Consider the following 17,942-nt stretch of genomic DNA (forward strand, 5'->3'; position numbering starts at 1 on the left):
CGAGCAGTGCGCCGATCACTACGATGCCGATGACCATGGTTTCCTCCTGATGTCCGTCGGCCCACGCGGCCGGTACACGGATAAGAGGCGGGGGAGCCCGAAAAGGATTCACCCCGGTCGCAGGAGATCCTCGAGACGGCTCGGCGTGCTGTCCGTGCAGATGCCGGCCTGTACACAGCGAACGTCCTTGGTGGCTCGGATCGCGGCTTTGAGGCTTCTTGCGCAGAGTTGGGGTGCACGGCCGTCGAGTGCCGTCGCGCGGGGAACGGCGGCCACCCGCGACGCGGCCGGCATCGGTGGGACGGCAACCGGGCCAGGATCAGGCGCTGATGTTCTTACGGGCCGCGATGCTCAAGCGGCAGATGTTCGGTCGCGCCGGCTTCGGCCTGCTACGGAAGCGGGTCCTACTCGCCCGCTGAGCCGTTGGCTCCTGGGCGCAGATCGTGAATCGGGAACCTCGCAGGTGAGGGGTGTGCCTCGCATCCCTCTTCCTGTAGTTCCTCTGGCCGCAGTGCCCAGGCGATGGCCTCGCCCGGACCGATGTACGAGGGGTCGAGGTGGAACGTGGTCCTCGTTCCGTGCCGCCTGGGCCCGGGGCACTCCTCCCAGGGACTGGCGGCAACCGCCCCGGCCAACTCCTGACGGTATTTCTGGCCGTCCAGCCAGACCTCGATGACCGTGCGGACGCTGAGCGCGGCGGCGGCTGCAGGAGCCCACCGGTCCTTGTCGAGCAGCGATCCGTAGAACCCGGGCAGGGGCTTTCCCCGCTCGTCGGCGCTGTGCGATCGCTCGTCCTCCACCGTGAAGCTGAGGTCGGATGTGATCTCGACGCTGATCTGCCCCTGCGTGCCGTCACGGTGGTGCATCGCGTCCCACACCACCCGCTGAAGTACCTCCGTCGGCAGCTCCGCGCTGTCCCGCTCGACACGGAAGTACATGGCCGGACGAGCCCGCACGTGCTCCTCGAACGACATCACCCGGAGCTGATCGGCTGTGCAGCGCTCCACTCACCCTCCCGCGTCACCACTTCATTAATCACAACAAGTGGACGAGAGTCCAAACCGGTGGACAAACTCTGCTGCTGGACGTGAACAGAGCCAATGACATGTCACATCCTTGGCATGTGCCTGAATTGAAGAGTGGGCGGGCGTCGGGCGGCGCCATGCACCGGCAACACGGAGGCGATGTCCGAGCCCGCCCTGCGCGCGGCAGCCCGGGATCAGGAGCCGGTCGGCACCTCCGGCGCGAGCGAGTTGCCCGCAGGGATCCGGCCGCAGTCCGAGGGAGCCGTCTTGCCGGCGAACCTGTCGTTGAGCCAGGTCAGTGCGGTCGGCGCCCACGGCACGGCGGCGCCGACGTGGCTGAGCAGGTCGTACTGCCGGTACTTGACGGCCGCGCTGCCCTTGTCGCAGTACTGCCGTGCGAGCGAGCGCACGTCCCCGGCGACCATCACGCCGTCGCCCCGGCCGATGCCCGGCAGATTGCTGAGGGTCCCCTCGAAGACGCCGCCGTTGCCCTGTGCGATGTATCCGGGGATCGTCGGGGTCGCGGCCGAGCCGAGGTTGAGCTTGTTCACGGCCTCGACGAACGCGGGCACGGAGTTCGGGTCGGCGTACTGAGGCTTCACCATCTTCTTCCACGTCAGACCCGGGTACTGGCCCAGGGCGTTGACGATCGAGGCGTGCTCGAGCTTGTTGAAGACCTCGCGTCCGTAGCTGTTGAGGTAGGGCGTGAAGTCGATGTCGTACGCGCGGGCGGCCCCGATGACGGCCATGGGGGCGACGCCGGCCCAGACGGAACTGCCGCCGATGTACCTGAGGTTGTGGGCCGGGTCGACCAGTAGCCCGCCCTCCGCGTAGCCGACCAGCCTCCGGTTGACGTCGGGTGCGTAGCTCGGGGCGAGCGCGGCTGCCCAGTGGGTGGCGATGGCTCCGCCGGAGTAGCCGGCCAGGCCGACCCGGGTGCGGGAGTCGAGTCCGGTTCCCGGGGCCCGGCTGGCGGCCCGGATCGAGTCCAGGGTGTTCGTGCCGTACTCGGGGCCGGCGGCGAAGTCCGCGGTCTGGCCCTGGCTGTCGGGGATGACGACGTTGTAGCCCGCCAGCAGCAGCGGCACCAGCAGGAGCGATTCGCCGTTGGGGATGAGGCCCCCCGAGGGAGACGTCACCGGCGATGGCGCGCGACGGTGAGTCGGCGGGGTTGAGGGAGTCGTAGAACGACTGGTACGAGACCGCCTTGCTCCCGTCGCCGCTCGGACTGCGCACGATGGACGTGACGCCGGCGGACGGGCGGCCCTGCGCGTCCTGAGTGCGGTACAGCAACTGCGTCGCCTTGACGGGGGTGGGGATGCCGAGCACGTGGTACTGCAGCGTCCGCGTCTTGAGCACGTCGCCCGGTGCGTACGAGGCCAGAGGCTTGCTGCCGTCGTAGGTGTAGAAGGAGTCGTCCGACGCGGTGAGTCCCGACGAGGCGGACGAGGCCGAGGGGGCCGCCGCGGCGGTGGTTGCGGGAAGGGCGGTGACGGCCAGAACGGTTGCGACTGCGGTGGCCAGTGACCCGATCGCGGTGCGGCGCATGGGGGACCTCGGATTCGACTCGTGGATCGCGGGTGTACCTGCCGGTAACAGCGCCGAAAGTTACCAACAGGTACAGCAGTTGACCAGAGTTCTAACAACGGTTCCGGCAGTCGGCTGCGCGCACTCACTGGTGCCAGACCTGGGTGCGGCACGGGAGGGGTCGCCGCTGCCGCTGAACCGGCCCGCAGAAGGCGGATGGAGTGGGTGGGTCACCGGGATTGCCGACCGGAGAGGAGGTGTGATCGTGACCTCCGGCCGGTTCAGTCGGGGGCGGCGCAGAGTTGGGAGGTCAAGGTGGTGCGGGCCCACTCTTCCCAGGCGTCCGGGTGCCAGCCGCGATCGCGGACGAAGATCAGGTAGAGCTCCGGGCTGAGCAGGCCGAACAACAGGTCCGCCGCGGTCTCGACGGAGAGGCCGGGACGGATGTCGGGCTTGGCGACGAGGGCTTCGGCCGCCGCGTACTGGACGGTGTGGCGCGGGTCGGGGCCGTCCGGCCATTGCGCGGCGATCTCCGGGTCGGTGGCCGCGGCGGCGGCGATGAGCGGCAGGATCGGCGCGACCCTCCCCAGGATGTCGCGGGTGCCGTGGACATGCGCGCGCAACTGCCCGGCCGCGGTGTGCTCGGCGCACGCGGCGCGAAACCACTCGCGATCCATCGTGGCGACCGGCTCGGTGTCCCCGGCGATGGACGTGTCGACGACGTCCTTGAACAGCGTGCGCTTGTTGCGGAAGACGAAGTACACCGTCTGAACGGCCACGCCTGCCCGGTCCGCAACCTCCTGAAGGCTCGTCGCGCCGTAACCCTGTGCGACGAACAGCTCGCGAGCCGCCTCGACGATCTTCTCGCGGGTGCGGCGTGAGCGCTCGGCTCTCTTGTCCGGCCGCTTGACTCCATCCATGGTGCGAGTATACCTCTAGAGTCAGTCACTAGAGTTCAACTCTAGATTCGTGGAGGAGACGATGGATCAGCCCAACGCCATCCGGGAACCCGTCCCTGACCGGGCTTCCACGCGACGAGACCCGGAGGAGGAGTCCGTCCACCGGGCATTGGAGCGCTTCTACCGAGCCGGGAAGCCGCCGTGGGACACGGGAGTGACACCACCTGAACTGGTCGCCCTCGTGGAGGGGCACGGCGCGCTGCCGCCCGGCCGCGCCCTCGAACTCGGCTGCGGTACGGGCACCAATGCCCTCTACCTCGCACAGAACGGCTGGGAGGTGGCGGCTGTCGACCTCATCGACCGTGCCGTCGACCAGGCGAAGCAGAAGGCCGCAGCCGCGGGAGCGGCGGTACGGCTGCTGCACGGAGACGCCACCCGCCTCGACGAGTTGGACGTGCCGGGCCCCTTCGACCTGTTCTTCGACCTGAGCTGCTACTGCGGGGTCCCGCTGCACCGTCGCGACGCCTACGCCGCCGGACTCACCCGACGTGCCGCTCCCGGAGCGAGGTTGCTGATGTTCGGGTACGGCCCCGAGCCGCTCGGCAATCCGGTGACCGAGGTCGCATCGTGGGCGGCGGGCGTCACCGCCGACGAGCTCCGCGCCAGGTTCGCCGGGTGGGAGCTGCTCGACGTCACACCGGGCACGAACGCGATGCCGACCTTCTGGTTCACACTGCGACGTGACGCCCAGCAACGCTACTGAAAGGTGGAGATCACCATGGCCGACGACGCCATGACCCTGCGACCGGTCGGCCGGGTGGTGGGCGGGCGCAGCGAGATGGTCGAGGACGACTGGCACGACGTCCGAGCCGTGATCCGGCTGGATGACGAGAGCTTCACCGCCTCGGCGGTGCTCGGCCTGGAGTGCTTCTCTCACCTGGAGGTCGTCTTCGTCTTCGACCGGATCCATCCGGCCGAGGTGCGGACCGAACCCCGCCCACCACGAGGGAACCCGAGCGCCGACCCCGTAGGGGTATTCGCTCACCGGGGGCCGTACCGTCCGAACCGTCTCGGCGTCTCCCGCTGCCGACTGCTCGCTGTGGACGGCCTGAGCCTGCAGGTCGCCGACCTGGACGCGTTGTCGGGCACCCCCGTCCTGGACATCAAGCCGTACCTGGTCGAGTTCGCCCCACGCCATCCGGTCACCCAGCCGGCCTGGGCCACCACACTCATGAACTCCTACTACTGAGCACAGGTGTCTCGGGCCGGTCGACGACGGAGAGGGAGAGGTCCTGGCCGCCGTGTGACGTCGAGATGGTCTCGGCTCAGCGGCGGCTCGGCGATCGCGCCGGTGGCCCCTCGATGTCGACCCGGCCGTGACGTCGCAGGCCGTCTTGGGTGAGCTCGGCCTGTCCTTCACCACCGCTGTCCGCGCACTGTCGCGCCTCCGCGGCCGGCGGCTGGCCGGCCTCGTCACCGACGAGCCGTGCCTAGAGCCGGCCGAGGCCGCGCTCCGGTTCGGGCTACCCGATGATGACGCACGGGGCCGCGACCGCGTACGCGGTCGCGGGGCTGCGGGCGAGGGCGGCACGCCCGCATATCCAGGAGGTTGCCGACGCCCTCACCACCGAGGGCCTGGCCGTCCGCCAGGACGTCGGCGTCGTCCACGTCGCCGATGACGTGGTGTCCGCGGCCGTGATGCTCACCGCGGATGCGCCGGTGCCGGCGTTGGTGTGGGACGAGCGATGGAGCTGGCGCACAGCGGGAAGCCGTCGGTACCCGATCGGGCGGGAGACCGGGTCACCGCCGGAGGGGGACGGAATCCGCTACCTGAGTCCGGATGCGCGCGTACCGGCCCAGGAACTGATCATTTCGGTCTGCGACGGTCGACGAGGCGGCCGGCAGCCGTTCTGCGAAGCGGGCGCCGCTAGCGGATTGCCACGGACCCACCGACCGGGATGCGCGCGTACTCGGCGCCGCCCTTGAGGTCCAACCAGCCGTCGAAGTACTCCTGGCCGAGCTCGTTGAGTGTGGCGTCGTGGATCGGGAACGCCCGCTTCGGCCGTACCGCCCGCACGAAGTCCAGCGCCTCGGAGAGCTTGAGCCAAGGTGCGGCCGCCGGCATGAGCAGCGTCTCCACCGGCGACGGCGGGACGAACAACGAGTCGCCCGGGTGGTAGACCGTGCCGTCGACGACGAAGCCGACGTTGGCGCAGCCGGGCAGGCCGTCGTAGATCTCGGCGTGTGTCCCGCCCACGACGTCGACGGCGAACCCGGCCGCCGTGAACCGCTGCCCCGTCTCGACGGCGACCGCCGTGCCGCCCAGCTCGGGGGCCGACTCGATCGCTGCCTGCGGCAGGTACACCCTGAACGCGGAGTTGCGCTGACCTGCCGCCACGAGCTTGGCGATGTCGAGGTGGTCGGGGTGCTCGTGCGTCACCAGCACCTCGTCGACCCCGTCGAGCGCTTCGGCCTCTGAGAACGTCCCAGGGTCGATCACCAGCACCCGGCCGTCCGCCTCCAGCCGCACACAGGCGTGGCCGTATTTGATCAAATTCATGCGGCCACTATGACAGGGCCGGTCGAGAGCGGGTCCCTGTTCGATCAGGCTGTTCCACAGCGTGACAACCAGCTCGAACAGCCCGCTCCCATCACGCATGCCGGGACTGTCGCGCATGAATGACCTCAAGCCTGACCACCCGCCACGCCACGCCCCGGCCCACCGTGGGGACGACCACCACCGCTGGCGAATGTTGCGAGATCGCGCTCGCTTGATCGAGTGTCACTTTCCCCCGGAGGGATCCGATGCCGGACTCGAATCCGGCTCGGCGCCGGGCTCACCTGCGAAGGCCACCCAGATCCGGTCCGTCCACGGGTAGTTCGGTGACCGTCAGGTGCGCCTGCGAGCTTCGCAGCGGTCAGTAGGGATCGGAGAGCTGGATCTTCTGGATCGTCACGTCGCAGTCCGGACGGACCAGCGGAACGTCTCCATGGTCATCAGCAGCAGGTTTGCAGCCATCGAACTGGAAGGCCAATCCGCAGGGAGCCGTGATGCCGCGCCCCGCGGCGACCGCGGGCGAGTGTCTCGTCAAGGATTGGGCGTGGGGCAAGAGGCCGTCACGGAACCGTCCGTCGACCGAAGTGAGGGTGACACGAGAGCTGGTGCTCGAACAGGGGCACTCCGACCCGGCGCTCGAGTGTCTGGAGGACCTGGCTGATGCGTCCTGTCAACAGCCCCGGCAGTGGGCCGTGCGCCCTAAAGGGTGTTGCACAAGGCTGCGAGCTGGGCATTTTCCTTGTATGGCTGGGATGTTGAGTGCTGAACGGGTGTGGGTGGAGACGTTCACCGGGCTTCGGGTAACGCAGTTTGCTCGTCTGCTCAGAGCGGTGCGCGAGCGCGGGGGCAACGGCACGATGCAGGGCCGGCCGTGGAGCCTGCTGCTGGTCGCGGTGTACTACCGCACAAACCTGACCATGCGGCAGCTGGGCCCCCTGTTCGGAGTCTCCTCGTCCACCGCGTGCCGGGTGATTCACCGCCTGGGACCCCTGCTGGCCCTCGAGCCGGTGTCCCGGCCGACGGATACGGCGGACCGGCTGTAAATCGTGGACGGCACCCTGGTCCCGGTCCGCGACCGGAACGTCGGCTCCTCCTCCCGCAACTACCAGTTCTCCGCGAACGTGCAGGTCATCGTGGACGCCGACACCCGCCTCGTCATCGCGGCAGGCCGGCCCGTGCCGGGCACCACCGCGGACGCGCACGCCTGGCGAGCCTCCGTCCTGGCCGAACACTGCCAGGACTTGACCGTCCTCGCGGACGGCGCCTACCTCAACTGCGGCATGGTCACCCCGCAACGCAAACGCCCCCGACGCGAACTCCTGCCGGGCGAGGAATCTGACAACGCCGCCCACCGAAAGGTCCGCGCACGAGTGGAGCACGTGATCGGCCGGATGAAGAACTACAAGATCCTCCGCGACTGCCGGCAGCACGGCGACGGCCTCCACCACGCCGTCCAGGCCGTCGCCCACAAGCACAACCTCGCCCTCACATCATGACCAGAGAACTGCCCCCACAGGCCCCGACCTGCCCAAACACAGCCTTGTGCAACACCCTTTAGGGCCTGTTTCGCAAGTGGTGATGGTCCACTGCTGCGCGACGTTTCAGGTGCTTTGATGCTCAGGAAGGTCACGGGCCCTGGGCTGTGCCGCGGGCCAGAGCGGCCAGTCGTTCCGCGTCTGGGGTGCCTGGTTCGGCCGACCAGAGCACGAGCTGCTGTTCCGGTGCGCCGGCGTAGCGGAAGGTGTCCCAGTCGAGGGTGAGTTCGCCGACGGTGGAGTGCGCGATGCGTTTGCTGCCGAAGTCCGGGTGCGCGACGCGGTGCTCGGCCCACCAGGTTCGGAAGTGCTGGTCGGCGACTGCCAGTTCGCCCACAAGGGCGGTGAGGGCCGGGTCGGTCGGGTTCGTTCCGGCCTCCATGCGCAGAACCTCGACGCAGGTGCGGGCCACGTCCTCCCAGTCCGGGTAGATGTCGCGCATCACCGGGTCCGTGAAGACCATGCGGACGTAGTTGCGCTCGTGCTGGGGCACGGCCGCGAAGTCGCACAGCAGCTCCGCCGCCAGCGGGTTCCACGCGAGGATGTCGAGTCGCGGGCCGAAGACGATGTCGGGTGTGCCGGTGAGCTGGGCGAGCAGCCGGGTCAGGTGCGGATGCACCGTGGGGCGGGCGGACCGGCGCGGCGTGGTGCGGTGTCCGGCCCGCGCGGCCTGGGCGACCAGTCCTTCCGCGTACGTCCTCTGGTCGCCGTCCAGCCGCAGCACGCGCGTGAGGGAGTCGAGCACCGGTGGTGACGGGGCCAGTCGTCCCTGTTCGATGCGTACGTAGTAGTCGGTGCTGATCGCGGCGAGCTCGGCGACCTCTTCGCGGCGCAGCCCCCGCACGCGGCGCTGGGTGTGCGCGTGCTCGGGGAGGCCCACCTGCGCGGGTGTGAGTTCGCCGTGGCGGTGCTTGAGGAACTCGCCGAGTTCACGAAGATGTGTGGAACCGGTCATTCCTCCAGCATGCCGCCGAGGACGGGGCTCTGCCTGGGAAGGATCGTTCCTAGGAAGCAGCGCGACCTTCCTGCGCCCGGCTGGCGGCCGGACAGTGGATGCAGGCCCGCAGATCGCCGGCCACCCATGATCCCGCAGGAGCAGAACATGAGGACTGACGTCCGCTTCCCGGCCAACGGCCTGCAGTTGGCCGGGCACCTCTACCTTCCCGACTGCGTCGATGGACCGCTCGCCGGTATCGTCGTCGGCCACCCAACGACCGGTGTCAAGGAGCAGGCGCCGGCAGCGTACGCGACACGCCTGGTCAAGGAGGGATTTGCGGTGCTGACCTTCGACGCCGCGTTCCAGGGCGAGTCCGAGGACATGCCCCGCGGCCTGGAGGACCCCTTCCAGCGCGCCGAGGACTTCCGCGCGGCGGTCTCCTACCTCACCACCCGCCCCGAGATCGACTCCGAGCGCATCGGTGTGATGGGCGTGTGCGGCTCGGGTGCCTACGTGCCCTACGCCGCCCAGACCGACCACCGGATGAAGGCCGTGGCGGGCGTGTCCGGGACGGACGTCCCCAGCTTCTTCCGGGGTGCTGACTCCGAGGGCTGGCAGCAGATGGTGGCGAACTCCGGAAAGCTCCGCAGCGCCGAGGCCGCCGGCGAGCCCGCGGCGACGTTCGCCGTGCTTCCCGAGACGGCCGACGCCGACACCCCCGCCCCGACGGCCGAGTTCGTCGATTACTACAAGACGCCTCGCGGCCACCACCCCCGCTCCACGGGCGACATGGTCGTGCGCAGCGCGGACCTCCTCGAACAGTTCGACTCCTTCGCCGACGTCGCCAAGATCGCCCCCCGCCCGCTGCTCATGATCGCCGGTAGCGCGGCGGTGACCCGCGGGTTCTCCGAGAAGGCCGTCGCCGACAGCCCCGGCAACGCCGAACTGTTCCTCGTCGAGGGCGCTACCCACGTCGACCTGTACGACCGCGACCAGTACGTGACTCCTGCCGTCGCCAGGCTGATCGAGTTTTTCAGCAAGGACCTCGTCTGAGCTGGGACACCTGGGTGGTTCAGGGGCGGGAGGGTGCTGGTCGCAGCCACTCTCCGATGGCCGCGATCAGCACAACGGCCTCGTAGCGGACGGCAAGCTTGTCGCACCGCATGGCGACCGCGCGATGTCGCTTGACACGGTTGATTCCGCATTCGACAGCATGGCGCTCGCGGTAGTCTGCCGGGTCGAAACGCGGAGGCCGGCCGCTGCGGGAGCCGAGCTTCTTTCTGTTGCGTGCCTGGTCGGCCTTGTCGGGCATGGTGCATCGGATTCCTCGGCGCCGCCGGTAGGCGTGGTTCTTGCGGGAGGCGTACGCCTTGTCGGCCCGCACGCGATCGGGGTGGGCGCGTGCCTGGCCCCTTCATGTCGGCCAGGGACTGCAGCTGGGTCAGGATCTGGTGCCAGTGGCGCTGCATGCTCTGCGCTCCCCGATTGTTTAGCCGCACTGGACGGTACTTCAGCGGATCGGTGTTGTTTCAGGTAACGGCGGTGGCGAAGCTGGTCACGCCTTCAGCCATGCGAACAAGGTGCGCTGCACGGGCGTTCATCCGATGCCTCGTTCCGACTTTCAGGAGGCCCCTCCATGACCAGAGCAGCGGACACCACCAACCGCGCGGTGGCACGAGCGTGTCCGGTCACCGTGCTCGGCCTCGGCGCCATGGGCTCGGCGATCGCCAGAAGCTTCCTTGACCGCGGCCACCCCACCACTGTCTGGAACCGCACCGCGGCCAAGGCCGACGCACTGGCCGACGCCGGCGCCACAGCCGTACCCACCGCCGCTGACGCGGTCGCGGCCAGTCCGCTGGTGGTGGTGGCCCTGCTCGACGGCACCGCGGTCGAACAGGTAATGACCTCTGTCGGCACCGCGATCACCGGCCGCACGCTGGTCAATGTGACCAGCGGCTCGCCGTCCCAGGCGCGCGCCAACGAGCGCTGGGCGCGCGAGCATGGCGCCGCCGGATATATCGACGGCAACATCATGGGGCACCCGCCCTGCATGGGCACCCAGAACATCCTCCTCACCTTCAGCGGTTCCGGGAGCTCCTTCGCCGCCCATGAGGGCACTCTGCGGGAACTGGGCACCGTCACCTATCACGGTGAGGACCCTGGCGCCGCTGCCGTCGAGTTCCTCGCCCAGGTCGCCACGTCGTACGAACTGCTCATCGGCTACCTGCACACCCTGCGCCTGCTGCGCGCGGAGGGAGCGGACCTGGCCGGGTTCACCGACCGGTTCGGCGCTTCCTTGGCCGGGTACCCGGCACTGCTGACCTCGATGGTCCGAGCGGTCGAAAGCGGGAAGTACGGGCCGGACCTCGGCTCGCTCGATGTCCAGGCGGCGCTGATGGACGACCTGATCGGCCACCGCGAGTCTCTCGGCGTGGAGAGTGTGCGGATGCGGGAGGTCAAGAAGCTGATGGACCGACGCATCGCGGACGGCCACGGCCACCAGGGATTCTCCGGCCTGTTCGAACTGCTGGCACCACAGGGCGAGGCATAGGCCGGCCGCGGTGCCTCCCTCGAAACGGCCTCGACAGTGCCTCCTTGCGGCTTGTGGTTGACCAGGCCCGAGTCCGACAGGCCCTGCACCGGCCTCACGAGAAACGGCCCCAGCGAGGTCACTTCTCTCGCACACAACCCTCACTACAGAAATCGCACATTCATACGATGAGGTGCCGGGTGAGCTGCATAGGATCACTCATGATCACGCTCTGGTGGAGACACCAACTCGTTGGCTGCAGAGCTCACTTGCTGCAGTGGTGCACATGCCTGACCATCCCGTCCGCGCACACAACAGGAGACGTATGAAGCGCATCACCACATCCCTGGCGGCCCTGGCTCTTGCGGCCACCGGCGTCGTCGTCCTCGGCTCACCCGCACAGGCGGCGGGTTGCGGGGGACCGCAGGAAAGGGAGTTCGACACCTCCGGCTACAACACCGACGTGTACATCAGGATGTGCATCACCGAGAACAGTCAGGGCCAGGTACGCGCGAGCGCGAACGGCTACTGGACCGATGGCGGCGGCCTGCGGAAGTTCGACAACTTTGACATCAAGGTGCGCCTCGAACGTGTCGGCGGCGCCGACATCGCGACGGCGCGCTGCGACGACACCGCGGAGATGAATCGGGCTGAGTCGGGCACCATCCAGTGCACGACGCGTTATATATCGGGCCTCAATCCCGCCCGCGTGACGGCGGACGCCACCGTCTACTACAACCTCGACTCCGACGGCGAGGGCGGCTTCGTCTGGGGGCTCCGAGGCAGCCCGGCCGGATAGTGTCACGCGCCGGCGGCCTGCGTTTCGCACGTCACCGGCCACAGCCATAGCGCTGACCGCCTGGTCTGACGGCATGAAGCACAGCACATAGGCTGCTTCTGCCCCGCCCGCCCGGGAGACCGGCATACGCACCGTGGACGAGGTGCAGGATGTGATCGAGGTCCTGGCCGCGGTCGTCAACGGCGGTGCCCCCAGACCCTGAGGTGGCCGCCGTCGTGTTGTCGAAACCTGCTGCCAGGTGCCAGCGAGGAATGGCCGACCGGGATTTTTGCGGCACGCAGGGTTCGGGGTGGGAAGGGCCTGGCGCAAGCAGAGGACGGAGCACCAGGTCTTTCCCGTTCTTCGGGTGATGCCGCGGGTGCCAGGTCCGAGAAGGGTACGTCACGCTGAAGACTGCGGACTCGGGCAGCTTGTCCCGCATGCGGCGTAGTTCGACCTCCACCAGGTCAGAGAAGATCCAGCGCAGAGATTCGGGCATGTGAGCGAGGCCGCCCTGCAGATCGCGTCACGGTAGAGGTCCGCGTCGGCGAGCTCCGAACCCGTTCCTGCCTCGCCGGCAGCAAAGCTGGTGAGGGCGAGATGACTGCCAAAGCGTCGACCAGGAACTGCGTCATGGTGCGGGCGAAGGACTCACCGCCACGTCCAACGACTTCTGTTAGCGGCTCCTAGCCGTGGTTGAGCGCTTCGGTCAGTTTGGCACTCGGATCGCCTATGAGGTGGTGGCGGGATGGGCTGGTCGGCCACGTGGAGATTCCGTCGTCCACCCACCGGGGAACGACGTGGAAGTGCAGGTGAGGCACTGACTGTTCCGATCCGGGTCCGCTGGCACTGAGAATGTTGACGCCTGAGGCATCCAGTGCGGTCCTCATGGCCAGGGCCAAGTCCTGGACCAGCGACATCGACGCGGCAAGTACCCCGGGCGGAGTGTCGAACACGCCGGTGTAGTGGCGGCTGGGAACCACCAGCGTGTGTCCGGGCGCAAGCGGGTTCAGCGGGGCGAAGGCGCACGCCTCCGCCCCACGGGCCACCCAGCGCGCGGTGCCTTCACGCATCAGTCGGCAGAAGACGCAGTCCATGCACGCCATCGTGTCAGGCCGTCCCGAAACCGCCGCAGGGTCGGGTCGGTACTCAGCTTCGGAGCAGTCTGGGCTGCGGGTTTCACAGGAGTTGAGCCACAGCCTGAGCCTGGGCAGCACTTCCCGATTTTCGGCGCGGTCTTTGTTCAGCAGTTCTGACGGCAGCCGAGAGTGAGTGCGTCGGGCCGCCCTGTAGTTCCGCTCTGGTGGTCGCTAGTTTCGGATCATGACGATCACGTATGAGTGGCGGGGCGACGTCGACAACTCAGCTCTCAACAAGCTGCATGCCGAAGGATTCGATCATCCAGTCGAGCAGGCGGACTGGAGGGCAAGGCTTCAACGTCACAGCCTTGGCTGGGTCTGCGCCTGGGAAGGTGATCGTTTGGTCGGCTTCGTCAACGTCGCCTGGGACGGCGGCGTCCATGCGTTCGCCCTGGACACGGTCGTCGCTCAGAGCTGTCGTTCGAACGGGGTAGGAGCCGCGCTGGTCAAGGCAGCTGCTGACGGATGCCGGGAGGCAGGGTGTGAGTGGCTGCATGTCGACTTCGAAGAGCACTTGCGAACGTTCTACTTCGATGCCTGCGGCTTCAGTGAGACGGCAGCGGGACTGATCGCGTTGTAATCCTTGCCCGCCCAGCCGCTGGCCTGGGTGCTCAGAGGCCGGGAGGAAGATGTGCAGCCGGCGACGACGCGTTCCTCGGCACGGGCCCTGGCGAGTACCCAAGCGGCCGCAACGAAGACGAACCACCGGTCGGTTTCGTCGACGACATCGTCCATGCATTCCAGGCCCTGCCCCGTGGTGCGCAGGGGCCTTACGTGGGCTGCGGTAACGGCCGTGCGCCACAACGAGCGGCCCGTCGTCCTGGCAGGGAGCATGGAGACAGGCGCGGCGCGGTGGGAGGAGGGCAGTGTGACGGCCGGTTCCTTCCCGGGGACGGCGGGGCGGGTCGGTGCGCCTGTCGACGGCAAGGCGCTACTCGACGTGCTCGGCGTCGCCGTCGTCGTCATCGATGCCCGCGGCCGGATCGTGCTGTGGAGCGCACAGACGGAGAGCCCGTTCGGTTTCCTCGCCGACGAAGCCCTCGGGCTGTACGTGGCCCGAGTGATCGTCGACTGGGATCACCGCGCGGAGGCGATGCGCCTCTTTGGCGAGGTGCTGCGCGGCGGCACGGCCTGGACGGTCACCTTCCCCGTACGGGACAAGGACGGCTCCACCCGGCGGGTGGAGTTCCGCAGCATGCGGATCCCTGACGACCTGGGCGACCTCTACGCCCTCGGGATCGCCGCCGACGGTGCCGTCGTCGAGCGGAGCGTGACCGAGCCGGCGCTCTCCGACCGCCTGGTGTCGCAGTCGCCGATAGGCCTCGCCGTCCTCGACGCCGCTCTCCGCTACGTTGTGCGGAACTCGGCGGTGACGCTCCAGCGGGGCCTGCTGCCGGGCGTGCCCCCGGAGCTGACGGGCCTGGAGGTCGCCGCCCGCTACCACTCGGCGCACGCGTCGAGCGAGGTCGGCGGCGACTGGTACGACGTGATCGCGCTGCCCGGCGACAAGACGGCGCTGGTCGTCGGGGACGTGATGGGCGGCGGAATCGACGCGGGGGCGACGATGGGCAGGTTGTGGACGGTGACCTGCGCGTTCGCGAACCTCGATCTGTCCCCGGGGCAGGTCCTGCAGCATCTGGACCGGATCACGGCCGGCCTGGAGCAATACATCGCGGCCTGCCTGTTTGTCGCGTACCACCTGGTGCGGCAGCGGTGCCGGATCGCGAACGCGGGCCATCTGCCGCCCCTCCGGAGCCCGGCGGACGGACCGGCCGAGCTGATGCGGCTGTCCACGGGGGTGTCGCTGGGCGTCGTCGGCGGCACCTTCTGGACGGTCCGGGTGCCGCTCCGGGCCGGGGACCGGCTCGTGCTCTACACGGACGGCACGGACGGTCTGATCGAGACCCGCCACGAGGCGATCGACGAGCGGTCCGCGTGCCTCGTCCACCTCCTCGACGAGGCGCGCGGGCCGCTGGAGGAGACCTGTGACCGGTTCCTGCGGGTGCTGCGCCGGACGGGTGCGCCGGACGACGTGGCGCTTCTGATCGCCAGGAGCACGGGATGACGGCCAGGCACGGGGGCAAGGTCCGGACGCCTGGGAAGGGGAAGGGCCGGGGCACGGGCCTGCGGAGCGTCGCCGGGCAGGTCTTCGCGCTGGAGGCGCTGATCGCGCTCCTGGTGATCGCGGTGGCGGCGTTCGTGGTCTTCCACCAGGAGCGGCGGGACACCGAGCGGGACGCCCGGATCCGCTCGCTCGCGGTCGCGGAGGCCTTCGCCCACGCGCCGGGCATCGACGCGGCGCTGACCTCGCCGAATCCGACGGCGGTGCTGCAGAGCCGGGCGGAGGCGACCCGGAAGTCCACGGGCGTGGACTTCATCGCGGTCCTGAGCCGCTCCGGGGTGCGGTACACCGACTCGCAGCCGGAGCTGATCGGCAAGAAGGCGACCGGGGACCTCTCGCGGGCGGCGGTGAAGGGAGAGGCGTACACCGAGCTGTTCCACGGCGCGCCGAACGACGCCGTGCGGGCCGTCGTGCCGGTAGTGGACGCCAAGGGCCGGATCGTGGGCCTGGTCAGCAGCGGCATCGAGGTGGAGAGCATTGCGCACTCGGTGCAGGACCGGCTGCCGCTGCTCATCGGGGCGGCGGGCGGCGCCCTGGCAGCGGCCGTGGGCGGCGCGGCGCTGGTGAGCCGGCGGCTGCGGCGGCAGACGCACGGGCTCGGTCCGGCGGAGATGACCCGGATGAAGGAGCACCACGAGGCGGTCCTGCACGCGGTGCGCGAAGGCGTGCTGATCGTGGGTGCCGATCACCGGCTGCTGCTCGCCAACGACGAGGCCCACCGGTTGCTCGGTCTCTCGGCGGAGGCGGAGGCGGAGGCGCGGCATGTCTCGGAGCTCGGGCTCGATCCGCGGACGGTCGAGCTCCTGGAGTCGGGGCGGTCCGCGACGGACGAGGTGCACCGAGCGGGCGACCGGCTGCTCGCGGTGAGCGTGCGGCCCACACTGGCGCACGGTTCGGAGGCCGGGTGTGTGATGACGATGCGGGACACCACCGAGCTGGCGGCCGTGACCGGCCGGGCGGCGGTGGCCCGCAGCCGGCTGCAGCTGCTGTACGAGGCGGGGGTGCGGATCGGGACGACGCTCGAGGTCGTGCGGACGGCGGAGGAGCTGGCGGAGGTGGCGGTGCCGCGGTTCGCGGACTTCGCCACGGTGGAGCTGCTCGAACCGGTGCTGCGCGGGGAGGAGCCGTCGGAGGGCGCGGCCGCGTCCACGGAGATGCGGCGGACGGCGCTGAGCGGGCTGCGGCCGGGACGGCCGCTGCAGCCGGTCGGGGACACGGTCCACTTCGACGTCCGCAGCACCCCGATGGCAAAGGCCCTGAACGCCGGACACGCGGTGGTGGAGCCGCAGCTGGCGGCGGCGGAGGGCTGGCGGGCGCAGGACCCGGAGGGGGCGGCGCAGGCCTTGGCGTACGGGATGCACTCGCTGCTCACGGTGCCGCTGCAGGCCCGTGGGGTGGTCCTGGGGATGGCGAACTTCTGGCGCGCGGACACCCCGGAGCCGTTCGGGGAGGAGGACCTGTCGTTCGCGGAGGAGTTGGCGGCTCGGGCGGCGGTCGCGATCGACAACGCGCGCCGGTTCACCCGGGAGCACGCGATGGCGGTGACGCTCCAGCGGAGCCTGCTGCCGCGGGTGCTGCCGGAGCAGAGCGCGGTGGAGGTGGCGTACCGCTATCTCCCGGCGAAGGCCGGGGTCGGCGGCGACTGGTTCGACGTGATCCCGCTGCCGGGGGCGCGGGTGGCGCTCGTGGTCGGGGACGTGGTGGGGCACGGGCTGCACGCGGCGGCGACCATGGGGCGGCTGCGGACGGCCGTGCACAACTTCTCGACCCTGGACGTGCCGCCGGACGAACTGCTCGGCCATCTCGACGAGCTGACGGGACGGATCGAGCACGGGGGCGGGGACGGGGAGGGCACGGTCGGCGAGGTGCGACGGCGGGACGAGGGCATCACTGGTGCGACCTGTCTGTACGCGATCTACGACCCCGCGTCCGGGCTCTGCCAGGTGGCGAGCGCGGGGCATCCCGGACCGGCGCTCGTGGGCCCCGACGGCCGGGTCGAGTTCCCGGAGCTGACGCCGGGCCTGCCTCTGGGACTCGGCCTGGGGGACGTGCCCTTCGAGTCGACGGAGCTGCGGCTGCCGGAGGGCAGCAAACTGGTCCTGTTCACGGACGGGCTCCTGGAGGACCATGGGCGGGACATCGACACGGGCCTCGGGATGCTGCGGTCGACGCTCGACCGGCCGGACCGGAACCCGGAGCAGACCTGCGCGGACGTGCTCGCGACGCTCCTCACGCCGACGCAGCGTGACGACATCGCGCTGCTCGTGGCACAGACCCGGCTGCTCGACCGGGACCGGATCGCGCAGTGGGAGGTGTCCCGGGACCCGTCGGCGGTGTCGCCGGTGCGCAACGCGGCGGCGGCGAAGCTGTCCGAGTGGGGGCTCGACGGGCTCGCGTTCGCGGCGGAGCTGATCCTGAGCGAGCTGATCACGAACGCGGTGCGGTACGGGGCGGATCCGGTGCGCGTTCGGCTCCTCCACGACCGGACCCTGATCTGCGAGGTCTCCGACGGCAGCAGCACATCCCCGCACCTGCGTCACGCGGCGACGACGGACGAGGGCGGCCGCGGCCTCTACTTGGTCGCCCAGTACGCGGAACGCTGGGGCACCCGGTACGGCGGACGGGGCAAGACGATCTGGGCGGAATTGAGAGTGGGCGCAGACGGACCGGAACCGATGGCGCCGATCCCGGACTTGGACGCCCTGGAGGACCTGGCCTGGTGAGCCCGGTCGAGGGCCTGCGGTTCGTTGTCGGCATACGTTCCGCAGGGGCGATGGGGGTCCCCCTGCTCGAGCGAAGCCGAGAGCTTGGGGGAGGGGGCACAACGGACGGCGCCCCCTCGCCGGGCATCTGGCACCGGCGCCGGCACGGAGGAATCGGGCTCGGGCGATTC

15 protein-coding genes and 2 pseudogenes are annotated in these 17,942 nt (G+C 69.5%); 9 read left to right on the plus strand and 8 right to left on the minus strand.

Translation table 11 applies throughout. The features are described 5' to 3' along the window. Positions 1 to 404: 404 nt before the first annotated feature. The 3 genes from IAG42_RS35550 to IAG42_RS35560 form a co-directional block, all read right to left on the minus strand. Entirely contained in the window at positions 405 to 1,007 is a 603-nt protein-coding gene (locus IAG42_RS35550; protein WP_188341049.1) for an ATP-binding protein, read from the minus strand. A gap of 212 nt (positions 1,008 to 1,219) precedes the next feature. Continuing rightward, positions 1,220 to 2,164, minus strand: a complete 945-nt coding sequence (locus tag IAG42_RS35555) for a lipase family protein (protein WP_223206332.1) — start codon at positions 2,162 to 2,164, stop codon at positions 1,220 to 1,222. Between the two features lie 669 nt (positions 2,165 to 2,833). Beyond that, positions 2,834 to 3,472 carry a TetR/AcrR family transcriptional regulator gene (locus IAG42_RS35560; protein WP_188341050.1) on the minus strand — a complete coding sequence of 213 codons (639 nt, stop codon included), beginning with the start codon at positions 3,470 to 3,472 and terminating at the stop codon, positions 2,834 to 2,836. A 61-nt stretch (positions 3,473 to 3,533) separates the two neighbouring features. Here IAG42_RS35560 and IAG42_RS35565 point away from each other — a divergent pair, with 61 nt between their 5' ends. Both IAG42_RS35565 and IAG42_RS35570 read left to right on the plus strand, forming a co-directional pair. Next, positions 3,534 to 4,214 (plus strand): class I SAM-dependent methyltransferase, encoded by a 681-nt coding sequence (locus IAG42_RS35565; RefSeq protein WP_188341051.1) that lies wholly within the window; start codon positions 3,534 to 3,536, stop codon positions 4,212 to 4,214. Between the two features lie 15 nt (positions 4,215 to 4,229). Continuing rightward, positions 4,230 to 4,700: an SAM-dependent methyltransferase gene (locus tag IAG42_RS35570; RefSeq protein ID WP_188341052.1), complete on the plus strand. Its 471-nt coding sequence runs from the start codon at positions 4,230 to 4,232 to the stop codon at positions 4,698 to 4,700. Positions 4,701 to 5,378: 678 nt separating this feature from the next. On the opposite strand, the gene IAG42_RS35575 is transcribed toward IAG42_RS35570, so the two are convergent. Next, positions 5,379 to 6,011: an MBL fold metallo-hydrolase gene (locus IAG42_RS35575; protein ID WP_188341053.1), complete on the minus strand. Its 633-nt coding sequence runs from the start codon at positions 6,009 to 6,011 to the stop codon at positions 5,379 to 5,381. Positions 6,012 to 6,751: 740 nt separating this feature from the next. Here IAG42_RS35575 and IAG42_RS35580 point away from each other — a divergent pair. Then, positions 6,752 to 7,504: pseudogene (locus IAG42_RS35580) on the plus strand (transposase family protein). A 130-nt stretch (positions 7,505 to 7,634) separates the two neighbouring features. On the opposite strand, the gene IAG42_RS35585 reads toward IAG42_RS35580, so the two are convergent. Then, on the minus strand, positions 7,635 to 8,498 hold the full coding sequence (locus IAG42_RS35585) for a helix-turn-helix domain-containing protein (protein ID WP_188341054.1): 864 nt from the start codon (positions 8,496 to 8,498) through the stop codon (positions 7,635 to 7,637). A gap of 147 nt (positions 8,499 to 8,645) precedes the next feature. On the opposite strand from IAG42_RS35585, the gene IAG42_RS35590 reads away from it, so the two are divergent. Then, positions 8,646 to 9,533 carry an alpha/beta hydrolase gene (locus tag IAG42_RS35590; protein WP_188341055.1) on the plus strand — a complete coding sequence of 296 codons (888 nt, stop codon included), beginning with the start codon at positions 8,646 to 8,648 and terminating at the stop codon, positions 9,531 to 9,533. Positions 9,534 to 9,552: 19 nt separating this feature from the next. On the opposite strand, the gene IAG42_RS35595 is transcribed toward IAG42_RS35590, so the two are convergent. Then, positions 9,553 to 9,864: a transposase gene (locus IAG42_RS35595; RefSeq protein WP_223206333.1), complete on the minus strand. Its 312-nt coding sequence runs from the start codon at positions 9,862 to 9,864 to the stop codon at positions 9,553 to 9,555. A 252-nt stretch (positions 9,865 to 10,116) separates the two neighbouring features. Here IAG42_RS35595 and IAG42_RS35600 point away from each other — a divergent pair, with 252 nt between their 5' ends. Together IAG42_RS35600 and IAG42_RS35605 are read left to right on the plus strand one after the other, a co-directional pair. Next, positions 10,117 to 11,031, plus strand: a complete 915-nt coding sequence (locus IAG42_RS35600; protein ID WP_188341056.1) for an NAD(P)-dependent oxidoreductase — start codon at positions 10,117 to 10,119, stop codon at positions 11,029 to 11,031. Positions 11,032 to 11,335: 304 nt separating this feature from the next. Further along, positions 11,336 to 11,809 (plus strand): hypothetical protein, encoded by a 474-nt coding sequence (locus tag IAG42_RS35605; protein ID WP_188341057.1) that lies wholly within the window; start codon positions 11,336 to 11,338, stop codon positions 11,807 to 11,809. 388 nt (positions 11,810 to 12,197) lie between these two features. Here the strand turns inward: IAG42_RS35605 and IAG42_RS38235 are convergent. Then, positions 12,198 to 12,397 (minus strand): annotated as a pseudogene (locus tag IAG42_RS38235) (class I SAM-dependent methyltransferase); the annotation flags it as partial. Positions 12,398 to 12,474: 77 nt separating this feature from the next. Beyond that, positions 12,475 to 12,885: an HIT family protein gene (locus IAG42_RS35610; protein ID WP_223206334.1), complete on the minus strand. Its 411-nt coding sequence runs from the start codon at positions 12,883 to 12,885 to the stop codon at positions 12,475 to 12,477. Positions 12,886 to 13,111: 226 nt separating this feature from the next. Here IAG42_RS35610 and IAG42_RS35615 point away from each other — a divergent pair, with 226 nt between their 5' ends. From IAG42_RS35615 to IAG42_RS35625, 3 genes are all read left to right on the plus strand, one after another. Further along, positions 13,112 to 13,507 (plus strand): GNAT family N-acetyltransferase, encoded by a 396-nt coding sequence (locus IAG42_RS35615; RefSeq protein WP_188341059.1) that lies wholly within the window; start codon positions 13,112 to 13,114, stop codon positions 13,505 to 13,507. A 288-nt stretch (positions 13,508 to 13,795) separates the two neighbouring features. Next, positions 13,796 to 14,992: a PP2C family protein-serine/threonine phosphatase gene (locus IAG42_RS35620; RefSeq protein ID WP_188341790.1), complete on the plus strand. Its 1,197-nt coding sequence runs from the start codon at positions 13,796 to 13,798 to the stop codon at positions 14,990 to 14,992. After that, on the plus strand, positions 14,989 to 17,772 hold the full coding sequence (locus tag IAG42_RS35625; protein WP_188341060.1) for a SpoIIE family protein phosphatase: 2,784 nt from the start codon (positions 14,989 to 14,991) through the stop codon (positions 17,770 to 17,772). The genes IAG42_RS35620 and IAG42_RS35625 overlap by 4 nt, the downstream gene beginning before the upstream one ends. Positions 17,773 to 17,942 lie beyond the last annotated feature (170 nt).

Origin of the sequence: Streptomyces xanthii (assembly GCF_014621695.1) — a bacterium.
Classification (GTDB): domain Bacteria; phylum Actinomycetota; class Actinomycetes; order Streptomycetales; family Streptomycetaceae; genus Streptomyces; species Streptomyces xanthii.

What these genes read in the sequence shown, in the direction of transcription:
- IAG42_RS35600 (WP_188341056.1), top strand. Translation starts at nt 10,117, where the DNA reads ATGACCAGAGCAGCGGACACCACCAACCGCGCGGTGGCACGAGCGTGT.
- IAG42_RS35615 (WP_188341059.1), top strand. Translation starts at nt 13,112, where the DNA reads ATGACGATCACGTATGAGTGGCGGGGCGACGTCGACAACTCAGCTCTC.
- IAG42_RS35585 (WP_188341054.1), bottom strand. Translation starts at nt 8,498, where the DNA reads ATGACCGGTTCCACACATCTTCGTGAACTCGGCGAGTTCCTCAAGCAC.
- IAG42_RS35590 (WP_188341055.1), top strand. Translation starts at nt 8,646, where the DNA reads ATGAGGACTGACGTCCGCTTCCCGGCCAACGGCCTGCAGTTGGCCGGG.
- IAG42_RS35610 (WP_223206334.1), bottom strand. Translation starts at nt 12,885, where the DNA reads ATGGACTGCGTCTTCTGCCGACTGATGCGTGAAGGCACCGCGCGCTGG.
- IAG42_RS35560 (WP_188341050.1), bottom strand. Translation starts at nt 3,472, where the DNA reads ATGGATGGAGTCAAGCGGCCGGACAAGAGAGCCGAGCGCTCACGCCGC.
- IAG42_RS35575 (WP_188341053.1), bottom strand. Translation starts at nt 6,011, where the DNA reads ATGAATTTGATCAAATACGGCCACGCCTGTGTGCGGCTGGAGGCGGAC.
- IAG42_RS35625 (WP_188341060.1), top strand. Translation starts at nt 14,989, where the DNA reads ATGACGGCCAGGCACGGGGGCAAGGTCCGGACGCCTGGGAAGGGGAAG.
- IAG42_RS35565 (WP_188341051.1), top strand. Translation starts at nt 3,534, where the DNA reads ATGGATCAGCCCAACGCCATCCGGGAACCCGTCCCTGACCGGGCTTCC.
- IAG42_RS35570 (WP_188341052.1), top strand. Translation starts at nt 4,230, where the DNA reads ATGGCCGACGACGCCATGACCCTGCGACCGGTCGGCCGGGTGGTGGGC.
- IAG42_RS35605 (WP_188341057.1), top strand. Translation starts at nt 11,336, where the DNA reads ATGAAGCGCATCACCACATCCCTGGCGGCCCTGGCTCTTGCGGCCACC.